We start from the raw sequence: 14,542 nt of genomic DNA, 5'->3' as shown, positions 1-14,542 counted from the left end.
TCCCTCTAATTCCGGAACACCACCATGAAGATCACCCCGATCCTCACGCAGTTGCGTGCGCAATGCCCAAGCCTGGCCAGCCACATTGCGGTGGGTGTCGATCTGGCGTTGCTGCAAGGCAACCCTGATCTGCCGACACCTTCGGCCCACGTCACACCCCTGGCCGATCTGGCCAGCAACAGCACCGCACAAAACCTCACCTCGCAACCAATCCGCGACCGCTTCGAAATCGTCCTGGCGCTTGACGCCACCGACGCTACAAAAGCGCTGGATCTGTTGCACGACCTGCGCGCCGAACTGTGGCGCGCACTGGTGGGTTTCAAAGCCGATGCCGACTACAGCGCCATCGTTTATGACGGCGGCGAGATGGTCTCGATCAACAGCAGCCGCGCCTTTTATCGGCTGCGCTTTTTTGCCGAGTTCCAGCTCGGCCGCAATCTGCCCGATCAGCCTGCGGAGAGTTGGCACGAACGTGAACTGGACGGTTTGTCGTCCTTTACTGGGGCCACCGTTCGGGTCGATGCGATCGACCCGGCCGACCCCAACCTGAAACGCCCGGGCCCCGATGGGCGCGTGGAACTGACTTTCTCTGGAGACGTAACCCCATGAGCAATCGCATCACCGTAGTGCCGGCCGCAGGCCGTGCCGTGCCAGACCCGGAGGCGGGCGATCTGCTGCCTCTCGAAGGCCGTGAAGTGCTGGACAGCGCCTGGTGGCGCCGACGTCTGGCCGACGGCGATATCACACTCAAAACCGCAAAAGCGGCTAAACCACAGGGAGCCAAATAATGGCGATCGGATTCAGCAACATCCCCGCGGACATTCGTGTACCGCTGTTCTATGCCGAAATGGACAACTCGGCCGCCAATAGCGCGAGCTCGACCATGCGCCGTTTGATCGTGGCTCAGGTCAACGACAACATCGCCCCGACTGAAGTCGGCAAACTGGTTTTGGTCTCCAGCGTGGCGCTGGCAAAAAGCATCGGTGGCCAGGGCTCGATGCTCGCCTCGATGTACGAGACCTTCCGCAAGGCCGACCCGATCGGCGAGATCTGGTGCCTGCCGCTGCACAACGCTGAAGGTGCCATCGCCAAAGGCGTGCTGACCCTGACCGGCACCGCGACTCAGGCTGGCGTACTCAACCTGTATGTTGGTGGTGTGCGTGTGCAAGCCACCGTGGTCAACGGTGCTACCGCCGCTCAAGCAGCGACTGCGCTGGCGCAGAAAATCAACGCCACGGCCGATCTGCCGGTGAGCGCTGCGGCTGCCGAAGGCGTCGTGACCCTGAACGCCAAATGGACTGGCGACAGCGGCAACGACATCAGCCTGCAATTCAATCGCCTGGGCAAGAGCAATGGCGAAGAAACCCCGGCCGGCGTGACCAGCGCAATCACCGCCATGACCGGCGGCGCCGGCGTGCCTGATCAGATCGCTGCCGTTGCGGCACTGGGTGACGAGCCATTCGAGTTCATCGCGCTGCCATGGTCGGATCTGTCGACCCTCAACACCTGGCAAGCGGTCATGGATGACAGTACTGGTCGCTGGTCGTGGGCCAAGCAACTGTTCGGTCACGTCTACAGCGCCAAGCGCGGCACCGTCGGCACTCTGGTGGCGGCCGGTCAAGCGCGTAACGACCAGCACATGACCATTCAGGCGCTGGAGCCGGGCGTTCCGCAACCGTTCTGGGTACAAGCTGCTGCACTGGCTGCGCGCACTGCGGTGTTCATCTCCGCCGACGCCAGCCGTCCGACCCAGAGCGGCAGCCTGCCGGGTGTCGATCCTGCGCCAGCGAGCGAGCGTTTCACCCTGACCGAGCGTCAGTCGCTGCTCAACTACGGCATCGCCACTGCGTACTACGAAGGCGGTTACGTGCGCATCCAGCGTTCGATCACCACCTACCAGAAAAACGCTTACGGCCAGGCCGACAACTCCTATCTGGACAGCGAAACCATGCACCAGTCGGCGTTCATCGTGCGTCGTCTGCAAAGCGTGATCACCAGCAAATACGGTCGGCACAAACTGGCCTCCGACGGCACCCGTTTCGGCGCCGGTCAGCCGATCGTCACCCCGAGCACCATTCGCGGTGAGCTGATTGCCCAGTACGCCAAACTCGAACTGGAAGGCCACGTCGAGAACGCCGAGTTGTTCGCCGAGCACCTGATCGTCGAGCGCGACGTGCAGGACCCGAGCCGCGTGAACGTGCTGTTCCCGCCTGATTACATCAACGGTCTGCGTGTGTTCGCACTGCTCAACCAATTCCGTCTGCAGTACGACGACGCGGCTTGATAACCGCGTTTAGCGTCAAGCATTCAGCCCACCTCGCGTGGGCTTTTTTATTCAAGGGAGTAACACCATGGGTCAACTGATTGCAGGCACCTGCTACGTCAAGGTCGACGGCGCGCAACTGACTATCAACGGCGGCTGCGAAGCCCCGCTGATGGCCGTAAAACGCGAAACCGTCGTACCCGGCTTCTACAAGGAAACCGACATCGCACCGTCGTTCAAAGTAACCGCGCTGCACACCGCCGATTTCCCGCTGAAGAAGCTGATCGAAGGCACCGACATCACCGTCACCTGCGAATTCAGCAACGGCAAAGTCTATGTTCTGGCCGGTGCGTACCTGGTTGAAGAACCAGTCTCCAAGGGCGATGACGCCACCATCGAACTGAAGTTCGAAGGCATCAAGGGGACCTGGCAATGAGCGGCGCCGTGAAGCTTCAGGTTGCGATCGAAGCTCACGGCGAGCCCCTGACCGAACTCGTCCTGCGCCGTCCGACGGTGCAGGAAGTGCGAGCGATCAAGGCGCTGCCGTACAAGATCGACAAGAGCGAAGAGGTCAGCCTCGACATGGACGTGGCGGCCAAATACATCGCCGTGTGCGCCGGCATTCCGCCGTCGTCGGTCAACCAGTTGGATCTGGCGGACCTCAATGCGCTGAGCTGGGCTGTTGCGAGTTTTTTCATGAGTGCGGCGTCGGCGCCATCACCGACCTGATCGCAGTCGCCTATGACCTGGCCTGGTTCTGGAAGGTTGACCCCGAACAGATGATGGCCAGGCCACTGGATGTGCTCCGCGAATCGCTGGAGCACGCGCAACGGATCAATGCGATGCAGCAGGTGCAGTGATGGCAGACACAGATAGCAAACCGAAAACCTCGGTGCTGATTACTGGCATCGATGAGCTGTCGCCCAAACTCGGTGCCCTTCGGGCCAAGGTCGAGAGCTTCAAGAAAAACCTCGAGCAGACCGGTCTGGGCAAACTCGATATCAGCGGGTTGTTCAAGGACGGCAGCGTGATCACGCCGTTCGTGGACGGCATCAAATCGGCGGCAGCCTTTCAGGGGAAATTGACCGAAGTCAGCGAGACGGCGAAAACCGTCGACCTGCCCGCCGCGCCGAAAGTCGCCGCGCAGAACATGAACGTGTTCAGTGCTTCGATGGAGAAGGTTTCCAATGCGGTGAATGCCGCGCTGGTGCCGGCGGTCGGTGCCGTGGTCGTTGGCCTTGAGCCGATGCTGACGGGGTTCGGCAGTTTGCTCGATGACAACCCGGAGCTGGTGCAGGGGCTGGCGGCGGGGGCCATCGCGTTTTCAGCGATGCAAACCGCCGTGGCCGGAGCGACCCAGGTGTTCGATGTCATGAGCATGGTGATGAAGGCCAACCCGATCATGCTGATTGCCACAGGCATTGCCTTGGCCGCCGGTTTGATCGTGGCTTACTGGAAACCGATCTCGACGTTTTTCATCGGCCTCTGGCAAAAGATTGCCCCGGTTGTCATCCCGATGGCGGAGTTTTTCAAGACTATGTTCGGCTACACGCCGCTGGGACAGTTGATCAGCAATTGGGGGCCAGTCACGGCGTTTTTCTCTGTGTTGTGGGAGGGCGTCAAGGCTGTTGCCGTGCCGGTGATCGAGTTCTTCAAGACCTGGTTCAACTACTCGCCGCAAGGGTTGATCATCAATAACTGGATGCCGTTGGTGGGGTTGTTCTCATCGATCTGGGATTTGCTCAGGGCGGTGTCAGTACCTGTGCAAGCCTTCCTTCAGGGCTTCTTCAATTGGTCTCCGCTTGAGGTGATTCAAGCAATCTGGGGCGGAGTGGTCAGTGTGTTCACGGCGATCTGGGATTACATCAAGCTGCCGTTCCTGGCGATGTACGCGATTATTCGAGAGCAGTTGGGCTGGTCGCCACTGGAAAAAATCATCGAGAACTGGGCACCCGTTACCGCCTGGATCGAAAAGTGGGCGCAGAAGTTTCAGGACGCCATCGCACCGATCAAGGCGTTTTTCAACGGCGGTTTCGGCGAGCTGATTGCCGATGCCAAGGCCCGCGTGGATGTCTTCACTCAGGCTCAGCTGAAGACTAATGCCGAAGGCAAAGGCGAGTTGGCGCCGGTGTTTTTCAAGGGCAGCAGTGAATCGACCTCTAGCGAGTTGTCGGTACCGGGAAACCTGGCAACACCGGGGCTCCTGCCGGAAAAACCGCCTATGCAGGCCGGCTCACTGTCGCAAACCTCCAATACCCTGATCCAACAAAGCGCCGCCAACAACCGCACACAACTCGAAGGCGGCCTGACCGTGCGCTTCGAGAATGCGCCGGCGGGGCTGCGTACCGATCAACCGCAAACCAATCAACCGGGCCTGGCGCTGTCTTCGCGCATCGGCTATCGCTCGCTGTCGGCAGGAGGTTCCAATGAACTGGCGTGACCGTTTGTTGCCGGCATCCTTTCGCGGTGTCGGGTTCTGGATCGATCAGGCGAAAACCCCGGTCGGTCGCAAAGGTCAGTTGCATGAGTACCCGCAGCGTGACCTGCCGTTTTTCGAGGACCTCGGCCAGCAGGCCAAGACCCACGATCTGACGGCGTTCATCATCGGCCCTGATTGCCTGGAGCAGCGCGACAAGCTGCTCAAGGCACTGGAGGCGGGCAGTGGTGAACTGGTGCATCCGTGGCTCGGCCGCTTGCAAGTCAAGGTCGGCGAGTGCGACATGACCCACACCCGCCAGGACGGCGGGTTGGTGACGTTTGCGCTGAAGTTCTATCCCGATCAGCCGCTGCCATTTCCGACCGCCACCGTCAGCACCCAGAAGGTCTTGTTGTCGAAAGCCGACACGCTGCTGGGTTCGGCGGTAGCGCGGTTCGAACAGGCGATGACCCTGATCAAGGCTGCGCGGATCGGCATCGCCAATCTGCGCAACAGCCTCACCGGGGTTTATGAGGTGATCAAGGAGCAGCTCAAACCGCTGATCGAGCAATACCGGCAGATCACCGAACTGGTCAAAGCGGTCAAGGAACTGCCCAAGGAAGTGGCGGCGGAGTTCAAGGGCTTGCTCGGCGATATCAAGGAGCTCAAGGAATTCGCGAAGGAGGGCTACCGTGGCGTGATTGCCGACGTGTCCCAACAACTCGAAGCCATCCGCAAGGCTGATGCGCCGAAGATCACCACCGGCAAGGACACCAACGCAGCGGCGCAAGCCATGGCCGATCTGGTGCAGGACACCCTGCTGGTCAAAGTGGCGCAGTGGGTGGCGTCGATGCCGGTGGCGACCCCTGCGGTGAAACTGTCATCGACACCTTCGCTGGCTCAGCAGGCGAATCAACCGGTGACCCGTCAGGAAGTGCCTGTGACCGATGAGATGAAAGCTCTTCAGAAGGCTGTCGGGGCGGCAATTGATCCGATGCTGGACAAGGCCGATCCCAAGCATCACCAGGCAATCAATGATGTGAAGGAAGCGCTGATTGCGCATCTCAAGGCAGTGGCGTCATCCGGTGTGCGTCAGGTCAGTAAGTCGTTCCAGGAAAACCTGCCGGCGCTAGTCGTGGCCTACAAGCAATTTGCCGATGCCACACGGGTGACTCAAGTGACTCAGAGCAACAAGATGAACCATCCGGGCTTTTCACCCAACGACGTGAAAGTGTCCAGGGAGTAAACCATGAGCGAGATGGATAACCGCGTCACGCTGACGGTCAACAACATGGAGTACGGCGGCTGGAAAAGCGTCGAGATCACCGCTGATCTGGAGCGCCAGTTCCGTACCTTCAAACTCGACATCACTTGGCAATGGCCGGGGCAGACGGTCGATCAGCGGATCAAACCGGGCGACCCGTGCGAAGTGAAGATCGGCAAGGATCTGGTGCTCACCGGTTACGTGTTCAAGGCGCCGATTCGTTATGACGGCCGGCAGATCAGCCTGAGTATCGAAGGCAGTTCCAAGACTCAGGACCTGGTCGATTGCGCTGCCACCAACCGGCCCGGTCAATGGCAGGAACAACCGTTGCTGACCATCGTGCAGGCGCTGGCGATGGAGTACTCGCTGATGGTCGTCAACGAGATCCCCGAGACTGCGCGGCTGGCCAAGCACACCATCGTGCCGGGTGAAACGGTGTTCCAATCGATCGACCGTTTGCTCTCGCTGTTCCGGGTATTTTCCACCGATGACGAGCAGGGCCGGCTGGTGCTGGCCAAACCTGGCAGTGGTGGCCGCGCGAGTGATGCGCTGGAATTGGGCAAAAACATTTTGTCCGCCAATGCACCGATGGATCAAAGCCAAGTGTTTTCCGAGTACCGGGTGATCGGCCAGCAGAAAGGCTCCGATAAGAAGAGCGGGGCGGCGGTCAGCGAGGTTGAATCCACCGCCGCCGATCTGACCTTCAAGCGTCGGCGCACCACCATCATTAACGAAGGTACGGCGCTGACCTTTGAGTTGGCCCAGCAACGTGCCCAGTGGGAAAGTGCCACCCGAATGGGCAGGGCGCAGTCCACTACTTATCAAGTGCAGGGCTGGCGTCAGTCCAACGGTGATCTGTGGCGCCACAACACGCTGGTCAAGGTCACGGATCCGGTGCTCGATTTTGAGGGCGACATGCTGATTTCGAAAGTGACTTATTCACTGTCGGCGCAGGGGGCGGTGACGACCCTGCAAGTCGCGCCGCCGCATACCTTCGATCCTGATCCAATCCCACCGAAAAAAACTTCGGCCTGACACCGCCCCTGTAGGAGTGAGCCTGCTCGCGATAGCGGTAGACCGGCCACTGAAAGGTCGACTGCACTGACGCGATCGCGAGCAGGCTCACTCCTACAGTTGACCGCGTCGTGCCCATTTTTTGAAGGACACCCCATGAGCCTACTGACACGCCTGCTGGCGCGCGGCACTGTCGTGCTCGCCAATTCGGCATCCAAGCTGCAATCGCTGCAAATGCGCCTCACCGCCGGGGAAGTCAACGACGACCTCGAGCACTTCGAACCCTACGGTTTCACCAGCCACCCGCTGGCTGGCGCCGAGGGCGTCGTCACCTTCCTCGGCGGTGATCGTTCCCACGCTATCGCCCTGGTAGTCGCCGACCGCCGTTATCGCCTGCAATCACTGGCCGCCGGCGAAGTGGCGATCTACACCGACGAGGGCGACAAGATTCACTTCAAGCGCGGGCGGATCATCGACATCGAAACCACCACGCTGAATATCCGCGCCAGTACCGCTGTGAACTTCGATACACCAGTCATTAATCAGACCGGAAAAATCGTTTCCACTGGCGATCAACTCGCCGGCGGCATCAGCCAGATCAAACACGTGCACGTCGGCGTGCAGGCCGGCAACGGCCAGACCGGTGCGCCGGCAGGAGGCAAGTGATGTTCATCAGCCAGAACCTCCACGCCGCGCTGACCCGTGCCGTGCTCATCAGCCTGTTCACCTGGCGCCGTGCCGCCGATGACGACGCCCTCGACGACGACGAACGCTACGGCTGGTGGGGCGACACCTTTCCCACCGTCGCCGACGACCGCATCGGCTCGCGGCTGTGGCTGTTGCGCCGGGTCAAGCTGACCCGACAGACCCAGATGGATGCCGAGTTCTATGCCCGTGAAGCCTTGCAATGGCTGATCGACGACGGCCACTGCAGCGCCATCGACATCATCAGCGAACGCCTCGACGCCCAGCGCTTGAACCTGCGCACGGTCCTGACCCTGGCCGACGGTGAACGTCTGGACATCAACCCCGATAACAGTTGGCAGGTGATCTATGCCGTTTGAAACCCCTTCGCTACCGGTGCTGATCAAGCGCACCCAAAGCGACCTGGCCGGCGATTCGCTGCGCCAGTCCGATGCGCAAGTGCTGGCCCGCACCTTAGGTGGCGCCGCTTATGGCCTGTACGGTTATCTCGACTGGATTGCCGAGCAGATCCTGCCGGACAAGGCCGATGAATCGACCCTGGAACGCATCGCTGCACTGCGCCTGAACCAGCCACGCAAACCCGCGCAAGTGGCCACCGGCAGCGTCAGTTTTACTGCGACCGCCGGTGCGGTGCTCGACGTCGATACGTTGCTGCAATCGAGCGACGGTCGTACTTACAAAGTCACCGCTTCGCGCACCACGGTGAATGGCAGCAACAGCACCGCCATCGCTGCACTGGATGCCGGCAGCCTGGGCAATGCCGACGCGGGTCTGGCGCTGACTCCGGTACAACCGATCGCCGGCATCGTCGGCAACAGCTTCATCGTCTTGGCGCCGGGGCTCAGTGGCGGCGTGGCGCGCGAAAGCCTGGAATCGCTGCGCTCGCGGGTGATTCGTTCCTATCGCGTCATTCCCCATGGCGGCTCGGCCAGCGACTACGAAACCTGGGCGCTGGAAGTGCCGGGCGTGACCCGCGCCTGGTGCCGTGGCGGCTTGCTCGGGCCGGGCACAGTGACGGTGTTCATCATGCGCGACGAAGATCCGCAACCGGTGCCCAACGACGAGCAACTGGCAGAGGTTCAGGACTACATCGAACCGCTGCGCCCGGTCACCGCCGAAGTGCATGTGCAGCGACCGATTCAGGTGCCGGTGGTGTATCGCTTCAAAAGCGTCAACCCGGACACCACCGCTGTACGCGCAGCTGTAGAAGCGCAGTTGCGTGATCTGCATAACCGCGAGGCCGACCTCGGCGTGCCGTTGCTGATCAGCCATATCCGCGAAGCTATCAGCAGCGCTGGTGGCGAATACGATCACACGCTCACCGCGCCTTCGGCTGACGTGCCGGCCGGGCAAAGTGAACTGCTGACCTTCGGAGGTTGCGTATGGGGGGCATAAGAACCGCCGCGCAATATCAGGCGCAGTTGCGTGCGCTGTTGCCTGCAGGTCCCGCATGGGACCCGGAACAAGTGCCGGAACTGGAGGAAGTGCTGCAAGGCGTCGCCGTCGAACTGGCCCGCCTCGACGCCCGCGCCGCCGACCTGCTCAACGAAATGGACCCGGCCGGCGTCAGCGAACTGGTGCCGGACTGGGAGCGGGTGATGAACCTGCCCGACCCATGCCTCGGCGCCACGCCATTGTTCGATGACCGCCGCCTCGCCGTGCGCCGCCGCTTGCTCGCGGTCGGCAGCCAGGCCGTCGGCTACTACCTCGAAATCGCCAAAAGCCAGGGCTACCCCAACGCCAGCATCACCGAACACGAAGCCCCACGCATGGGCCGTGCACGGTTCGGTGCTGCGCATTTCGGTACTTGGGAAGCGCAGTTCATGTGGACGCTGAATACCGGCGGGCGCTTGCTGCTTGGTCGGCGGTTTGGCGCGAGCTATTGGGGGGAGCGTTTCGGCGTGAACCCGGGCTCGGCGCTGGAATGCCTGATCCACCGCAGTGCGCCGGCGCATACCAAGGTGCACATCAATTATGACTAGGGAGTGATGGGATGGATTATCCGAACAGTGTGCCCAGCGCCGGGTTGGTGAATGGGAAGTTTGTTGATGAGAACCCGTTGATGGGGACGCCGGGGTCTTTGATTCCGGCGGAGTGGGGGAATGGCGTTACGCAGGAAATTCTCAACGTGATCAAGGCCGGGGATTTGACGCCGGACGAGAAGAAATACGATCAGTTGTTGCAGGCGATCCAGAGTGTTTCGGCCAAGGGTTGGAATCTGGATTCGGCGTTGCCGATCGGGTCTTTGCCGACTGCCACGGTTGCAACGCCGGATGGTCGTCTGGCGATCACGCCAGCAGCGGTTGCCACCAGTGGCGGGCGGATCTCGATTCCGGCTGGCGTGCTGATCAGCCTCGGCCAGGAAGTGGTCGCTGGGCAGTTGGGACGTTCGCGCACATTTACCACTCCGGTATGGAGCAGCCCCGATTTGCTGCCAAGCACCGGCTATTTTTTGCGGGCTCAGGTAATCGGTGGCGCGCTGACCTTTTACATGCAGCGCGGAACGGTCTATGACGCTACGCCGGAAGGTTTGAAGGGCACGGTCAATGCGGCTGCGGGGGGTGGTTTTCAGTCCACGCCGCTGGATATCTGTCTGGCGTGGGTCGTCACGGCAGGACCGGGTTCTATTCCCATTGTCAGAGCGATCTACAACCGAAGTCGCTTGTCTTGGACGCAGACGGTCAATGGCAATGGGGTGGTTTATTTGCCACTTGATCCGCATGCCCGGGCGGCGCGATTGGTGGTGGGTAACCCCACGCCGCATCCCACCGGCATCACCAGTGTGAGCTTTGCGCCGACGGGTTGGTTGGGAGGCAATTACTGCTACCTGAATCCGACTGTAGGCACCTCTGGCAACTGGGATGGCTGGGCAACCCCAGGCGCCTCGGTGCTGATTTTCTCCAGCAACGTGGTCAGCGATACAACGGTTTCGACATTGACCGCCAGCTTCGACCATAACGAATTACGCTCGCTGTGGCAGGCGTACCAGGCCGAACACACGTGGGGCGCAGCCAATGCCGCCAGTGACGAATTGCTGTTCAGCATGGGGCTCAAGAGTGTCGGGCCGACCGATTACGCTAACGGTATCGCGGTTAATTTCTCTGCTGCCGTGAACGTGAACTTTTCATGGGAGTTGATCCGATGATCATCATTCAAGAACTGCATCAGTTCGAGGAAGGTCTGCGCCCGGCACAACCTTCTGCTGCTCATGATTGGACTGGTGAAAAGTGGGAGCTGAATTCCGCCAGAGTCGCCGAGCTGGAACAGCAGGAAGCCGAACGCTTGTGCAGCAAAGTCGATGCAGCCGCTGACAACGCTCGTACGCAACTGGCCGGCGATCCACTCAAAGCCATGGAATACGCCCAGGCCGCCGCCGACGCTCAGGCCTATCAGGACGCCGGTTACCCGAAAAAGGAAGTGCCGCTGTCGGTCGCTGCCTGGGGCATCAAAGGACGCACAGCTAGACAGGCTGCGGATCAGATTCTCGGCAAGGCTGATCAGCTCACCGATCATTTGCTGACCCTGCGCACGTTGCGCCTGAAGGCGAAAACACAGATTCGTACTCAGGCAGCCAAAGGCAAGGTCGAACTGGCTCGCAGCGCTGCCGATGAGGCGATTGCGGCGATTCGCGAACTGGTCAGCCAACAGGCCGGTTGAGCCGCCAATCAGCGTCACCCAAGCCCACTTCATCGTGGGCTTTTTATTTTCGGAAACAGACCGTGGACGAGGTTGCAATGGCAGCGCTCGGGACGCGGTTCATTTGTATTTCAGAGGAATGAAAGACCTATGGATTATCCAAAAAGCGTCCCCAGCGTCGGCCTGGTCGATGGCCGCTTCGTCGATGAAAACCCGGTGGCGGGAACGCCGGGATCGTTGATTCCGGCGGTGTGGGGTAACAGTGTGACTCAGGAGATCCTGAGTGTGATTATCGGTGGCGGGCTGGTGGCTTCTGAAGGGGACAACAATCAGTTGTTCAAAGCGATTCAGGCGATTGTCGGTAATGCCAGCCCGATGCGTTCGGTTATCACGCGGGTAGGCACCTCGAGGTTGTTGACCGGTGAAGAGCTTGGTCTGGTTTTGATCGATGCCGGGGCCGGATCACTGAGTGTACGTCTGCCGCCAGCCAATGCCAGCTTAGGGGTACGTGACGTCATTGTGCGGCGTGTCGATAACAGTGGTAATCGCTTGGTCGTGCAAAGCTCAAGCGGCGATGTGATCAAGTTTCACACTCACCTGAATGCTTCGGGTTATCCGTTTCTCGTTTTGATGGGAGCGGGTGACTGGTGGCATTTGCGCAGCGATATAGCGGGAAATTGGTGGCCAGTCGGTCGTCTGGACGGATCTTCACTCGGGTACATCGCCTTTGAGACCACGCTGGCAGTACTGCCTGGTGGTTATGCCGCGCTGAATGGATCGTTACTGAATCGCTCGGAATGGCCATGGCTCTGGGATCACGCGCAGCAGTCGGGCATGTTGCGTTCGGAGGCTGATCGAGGTGGTGCGTGGACGCCTGGAGACGGAGCCACGACTTTTCGTCTGCCAGAAGCCCGTGGCGAGTTTTTACGCGTACTGGCCGAAGGCGGTCTGGTCGATACCGGGCGTGCACCGGGGTCTTGGCAAAAAGGCTCTTTGGTTCAGGGCGACAATGGCATTGCCGACAATATTTTGTTCGCGACACACATCATTTCCCAGAAGACCCAGCTGGGTCTCGACATGGGCAACTACGCCGATTACGCAGGTGCGACGGTCAAATACATCACACCTGCCGCGCCGGTTACGCCAATCGCAGACTCTGAGTTGCTGAACCATGGCGGTATCACGCGTCCTCGAAATATTGCCTATCCGGGTCGAATCAAACTTATCTGAGGTGCCCATGTTTAATTATCTGATTGATCACTTGGGCTTCTTGAGTGGCCCTATTGAGCTTGCGGTTACGCCCGGCCTCGGTGTCCAACTACCGAGTAATGCCGTTCAACTTTCATTCGAATTGCCTGCGCCTGAAAGTGGCCGCGTCTGGACGCTGGTGAATAACGTTCCCCGTGAGGTGATAGACCGCCGAGGAGTGGTGTATCGGAAGGAAAACGGAGAAAAGCAGATTTGGAGTGAGCCGGGAGAGTTACCAGACGAACTCACTGCCGAGCCGTGGCCGGGAGACGGTTACTTCTGGATCGACAACACTTGGAAACTCGATGAAACCGCGCGCATATCTGCGATCAAGGTCGATGTATTGCGCTTGCGAGACACGTTACTTCGTGATGCTGTCCTGCGCATCGCCCCTCTGCAATACGCCGAAGACATCGATGATGCCAGCCATGACGAACAGTTGCTGCTGCTCGAATGGAAGCTATACAGCGTTGAACTCAACCGCATCGAAAAGCAGGCTGGTTTCCCTGAGGAAATCACTTGGCCGACCGCACCTGGCGCAACCGTAGACAGCTGATTGCTGCACAGGGAGTAAAACAGTGGACTATCCAAAAAGCATCCCCGGTGTCGGCTTGGTCAACGGCAGTTTCGTCGATGAAAATCCTGTCGCCGGAACTCCGGGATCGTTGATCCCCGCCGAGTGGGGAAACAGTGTCACGCAAGAAATTCTCAATGCCATCAAGGCCGCCGGGCTGACGCCGGATGAGGCGAAAACCGACCAGTTGGCAACCGCCATTGGCGCGCTGGTCGACTTCAACAAACTGAAAAATACCCCGACCACGCTGGCGGGTTACGGCATCACTGATGCGGTGGGGCGACTGCTGGCGGTCAGGCAGATCGAGACGGTCGGGATCACGGTTTACAAGCCCAATCCCAGGGCCAAACGCATTCGTGTGCGGTTGGTGGGGGCGGGGGGTTCCGGTGGTGGGTGTGCACCGGTGGCTGCGGGTTATCACGCTATTGGCGGTGGCGGTGGTGGTGGTGCCTATGCCGAGAGCCTGTATGACGTGACCGCGGAAATGATGGCCGGCGTGCCTGTTTCGCTGGGTGCGGGTGGTGCTTCACGTAACGCGATGGGGCAGGCCGGCGGTGGCGCTTCTTTTGGCAGCTACATGAGCGCCTCGGGTGGCATGGGCGGGCAAGTCCTGACCCTCCCAGTGACAGCCACGGCAGTGGGCTTCGTTCAGGGTGGTGCCGGAGGGCAAGCCGTCACGGGCGGTAACCTCGCCAACGCACGAGGAATCGGCGGTGGCTATGCCATGTACAACGCCAATTGGGGCGTATTGGCGGGCGGGGGAGGGGCGAGCCCGTTTGATGGCGGTGGACCGTTGATGGGCCTCAGTGGGCCTGGCACTTCAGGAGGACGAGGTTCGGGTGGCAGTGGTTCCTGTTCAACCAGTGCGTCCGTCTCTGTCCTTAGTGGTGTCGGCGGCAACGCCTTCTGTGAAATCTGGGAGTACGAATAATGGCCCGTTATGCACGAGTGGAAAACGGCGTCGCGGTCGAACTGATCGAGACCGGTGACTACCTGATTACCCAACTGTTCGCCCCGGCTTTTGTCGAGTCGATGGTGCCGGTTCAGGAAGGTACAGAAGTCGAAATCGGCGCCTCAATTGGCGAATTACGACCGCTCAGCTCAGGGCAGCCTGAACCTGACAAACCAGTTGTTCCAACAACACTCGCAGCCGACGAACAAGAGCCTGTATCAGCGGCTCGTACCTGGCGTCAGTCCAGCCTGTCATCCACAGAGTGGTGGGTGACGCGTCATCGCGATGAACAGGAACTCGGCCACGGTACGACGCTGAAGGCCCAGCAATATCTGGAACTGCTTGAGTACCGGCAGGCTTTGCGTGACTGGCCCGAGTCAAGCCATTTCCCTTCAGCCATTTCCCGGCCTTCAGTGCCTGCATGGCTCGCCGGTCTTATCGTCTGACTCCCGTTCCAGATGTGTTTTTAA

The 14,542-nt window shown here is 60.2% G+C and carries 18 protein-coding genes; all 18 read left to right on the top strand.

The window, feature by feature from the left end:
• The first annotated feature begins 24 nt into the window (after positions 1–24).
• The 18 genes from IAI51_RS14580 to IAI51_RS14495 all read left to right on the top strand — a co-directional run bounded on the left by IAI51_RS14580 (position 25) and on the right by IAI51_RS14495 (position 14,518).
• Complete coding sequence (locus IAI51_RS14580) at positions 25–609, top strand: hypothetical protein (RefSeq protein WP_187679120.1); 585 nt, start codon at positions 25–27, stop codon at positions 607–609.
• Positions 606–788: a DUF2635 domain-containing protein gene (locus IAI51_RS14575; RefSeq protein ID WP_095188872.1), complete on the top strand. Its 183-nt coding sequence runs from the start codon at positions 606–608 to the stop codon at positions 786–788. The genes IAI51_RS14580 and IAI51_RS14575 overlap by 4 nt, the downstream gene beginning before the upstream one ends.
• Positions 788–2,284, top strand: a complete 1,497-nt coding sequence (locus IAI51_RS14570) for a phage tail sheath subtilisin-like domain-containing protein (RefSeq protein ID WP_187679119.1) — start codon at positions 788–790, stop codon at positions 2,282–2,284. The genes IAI51_RS14575 and IAI51_RS14570 overlap by 1 nt, the downstream gene beginning before the upstream one ends.
• Positions 2,285–2,351: 67 nt before the next feature.
• Entirely contained in the window at positions 2,352–2,699 is a 348-nt protein-coding gene (locus IAI51_RS14565; protein WP_007908779.1) for a phage tail tube protein, read from the top strand.
• Positions 2,696–2,992, top strand: coding sequence for a phage tail assembly protein (locus tag IAI51_RS14560; protein WP_007908778.1), 297 nt, complete (start codon positions 2,696–2,698; stop codon positions 2,990–2,992). Before IAI51_RS14565 ends, IAI51_RS14560 begins: the two co-directional genes overlap by 4 nt.
• A 130-nt stretch (positions 2,993–3,122) precedes the next feature.
• On the top strand, positions 3,123–4,703 hold the full coding sequence (locus IAI51_RS14555) for a phage tail protein (protein WP_187679118.1): 1,581 nt from the start codon (positions 3,123–3,125) through the stop codon (positions 4,701–4,703).
• Positions 4,690–5,925 (top strand): DNA circularization protein, encoded by a 1,236-nt coding sequence (locus IAI51_RS14550; protein ID WP_187679117.1) that lies wholly within the window; start codon positions 4,690–4,692, stop codon positions 5,923–5,925. The genes IAI51_RS14555 and IAI51_RS14550 overlap by 14 nt, the downstream gene beginning before the upstream one ends.
• Before the next feature lie 3 nt (positions 5,926–5,928).
• A complete protein-coding gene (locus tag IAI51_RS14545; protein WP_187679116.1) occupies positions 5,929–6,978 on the top strand; it encodes a phage baseplate assembly protein in 1,050 nt (349 codons plus the stop codon).
• A 135-nt stretch (positions 6,979–7,113) separates the two neighbouring features.
• Positions 7,114–7,623, top strand: coding sequence for a phage baseplate assembly protein V (locus IAI51_RS14540; RefSeq protein ID WP_187679115.1), 510 nt, complete (start codon positions 7,114–7,116; stop codon positions 7,621–7,623).
• On the top strand, positions 7,623–8,021 hold the full coding sequence (locus tag IAI51_RS14535) for a phage GP46 family protein (RefSeq protein ID WP_187679114.1): 399 nt from the start codon (positions 7,623–7,625) through the stop codon (positions 8,019–8,021). The genes IAI51_RS14540 and IAI51_RS14535 overlap by 1 nt, the downstream gene beginning before the upstream one ends.
• Positions 8,011–9,057: a baseplate J/gp47 family protein gene (locus IAI51_RS14530; protein WP_187679113.1), complete on the top strand. Its 1,047-nt coding sequence runs from the start codon at positions 8,011–8,013 to the stop codon at positions 9,055–9,057. Before IAI51_RS14535 ends, IAI51_RS14530 begins: the two co-directional genes overlap by 11 nt.
• Positions 9,045–9,644 (top strand): YmfQ family protein, encoded by a 600-nt coding sequence (locus IAI51_RS14525; protein ID WP_187679112.1) that lies wholly within the window; start codon positions 9,045–9,047, stop codon positions 9,642–9,644. Before IAI51_RS14530 ends, IAI51_RS14525 begins: the two co-directional genes overlap by 13 nt.
• Before the next feature lie 11 nt (positions 9,645–9,655).
• Positions 9,656–10,807, top strand: coding sequence for a phage tail protein (locus IAI51_RS14520; protein ID WP_187679111.1), 1,152 nt, complete (start codon positions 9,656–9,658; stop codon positions 10,805–10,807).
• Positions 10,804–11,319 (top strand): phage tail protein, encoded by a 516-nt coding sequence (locus tag IAI51_RS14515; RefSeq protein WP_187679110.1) that lies wholly within the window; start codon positions 10,804–10,806, stop codon positions 11,317–11,319. Before IAI51_RS14520 ends, IAI51_RS14515 begins: the two co-directional genes overlap by 4 nt.
• Positions 11,320–11,448: 129 nt before the next feature.
• Positions 11,449–12,528, top strand: a complete 1,080-nt coding sequence (locus IAI51_RS14510) for a tail fiber protein (protein WP_187679109.1) — start codon at positions 11,449–11,451, stop codon at positions 12,526–12,528.
• Positions 12,529–12,535: 7 nt separating this feature from the next.
• Positions 12,536–13,102, top strand: a complete 567-nt coding sequence (locus tag IAI51_RS14505; protein WP_187679108.1) for a tail fiber assembly protein — start codon at positions 12,536–12,538, stop codon at positions 13,100–13,102.
• Positions 13,103–13,124: 22 nt separating this feature from the next.
• Complete coding sequence (locus IAI51_RS14500; RefSeq protein WP_187679107.1) at positions 13,125–14,051, top strand: hypothetical protein; 927 nt, start codon at positions 13,125–13,127, stop codon at positions 14,049–14,051.
• The gene (locus IAI51_RS14495; RefSeq protein ID WP_187679106.1) at positions 14,051–14,518 is read left to right on the top strand and encodes a phage tail assembly chaperone; all 468 of its coding nucleotides are present in this window, start codon (positions 14,051–14,053) and stop codon (positions 14,516–14,518) included. Before IAI51_RS14500 ends, IAI51_RS14495 begins: the two co-directional genes overlap by 1 nt.
• The last annotated feature ends 24 nt before the right edge of the window (positions 14,519–14,542 follow it).

Source organism: Pseudomonas sp. N40(2020) (genome assembly GCF_014472415.1).
Classification (GTDB): domain Bacteria; phylum Pseudomonadota; class Gammaproteobacteria; order Pseudomonadales; family Pseudomonadaceae; genus Aquipseudomonas.
Note: the sequence above shows the minus strand (reverse complement) of the source record. Positions and strands in the feature narration are given on the sequence as shown.

Coding starts and splice junctions, on each gene's coding strand:
- IAI51_RS14570 (WP_187679119.1), top strand. CDS start 788: ATGGCGATCGGATTCAGCAACATCCCCGCGGACATTCGTGTACCGCTG.
- IAI51_RS14510 (WP_187679109.1), top strand. CDS start 11,449: ATGGATTATCCAAAAAGCGTCCCCAGCGTCGGCCTGGTCGATGGCCGC.
- IAI51_RS14495 (WP_187679106.1), top strand. CDS start 14,051: ATGGCCCGTTATGCACGAGTGGAAAACGGCGTCGCGGTCGAACTGATC.
- IAI51_RS14550 (WP_187679117.1), top strand. CDS start 4,690: ATGAACTGGCGTGACCGTTTGTTGCCGGCATCCTTTCGCGGTGTCGGG.
- IAI51_RS14555 (WP_187679118.1), top strand. CDS start 3,123: ATGGCAGACACAGATAGCAAACCGAAAACCTCGGTGCTGATTACTGGC.
- IAI51_RS14560 (WP_007908778.1), top strand. CDS start 2,696: ATGAGCGGCGCCGTGAAGCTTCAGGTTGCGATCGAAGCTCACGGCGAG.
- IAI51_RS14505 (WP_187679108.1), top strand. CDS start 12,536: ATGTTTAATTATCTGATTGATCACTTGGGCTTCTTGAGTGGCCCTATT.
- IAI51_RS14515 (WP_187679110.1), top strand. CDS start 10,804: ATGATCATCATTCAAGAACTGCATCAGTTCGAGGAAGGTCTGCGCCCG.
- IAI51_RS14565 (WP_007908779.1), top strand. CDS start 2,352: ATGGGTCAACTGATTGCAGGCACCTGCTACGTCAAGGTCGACGGCGCG.
- IAI51_RS14580 (WP_187679120.1), top strand. CDS start 25: ATGAAGATCACCCCGATCCTCACGCAGTTGCGTGCGCAATGCCCAAGC.
- IAI51_RS14535 (WP_187679114.1), top strand. CDS start 7,623: ATGTTCATCAGCCAGAACCTCCACGCCGCGCTGACCCGTGCCGTGCTC.
- IAI51_RS14520 (WP_187679111.1), top strand. CDS start 9,656: ATGGATTATCCGAACAGTGTGCCCAGCGCCGGGTTGGTGAATGGGAAG.
- IAI51_RS14575 (WP_095188872.1), top strand. CDS start 606: ATGAGCAATCGCATCACCGTAGTGCCGGCCGCAGGCCGTGCCGTGCCA.
- IAI51_RS14540 (WP_187679115.1), top strand. CDS start 7,114: ATGAGCCTACTGACACGCCTGCTGGCGCGCGGCACTGTCGTGCTCGCC.
- IAI51_RS14525 (WP_187679112.1), top strand. CDS start 9,045: ATGGGGGGCATAAGAACCGCCGCGCAATATCAGGCGCAGTTGCGTGCG.
- IAI51_RS14545 (WP_187679116.1), top strand. CDS start 5,929: ATGAGCGAGATGGATAACCGCGTCACGCTGACGGTCAACAACATGGAG.
- IAI51_RS14530 (WP_187679113.1), top strand. CDS start 8,011: ATGCCGTTTGAAACCCCTTCGCTACCGGTGCTGATCAAGCGCACCCAA.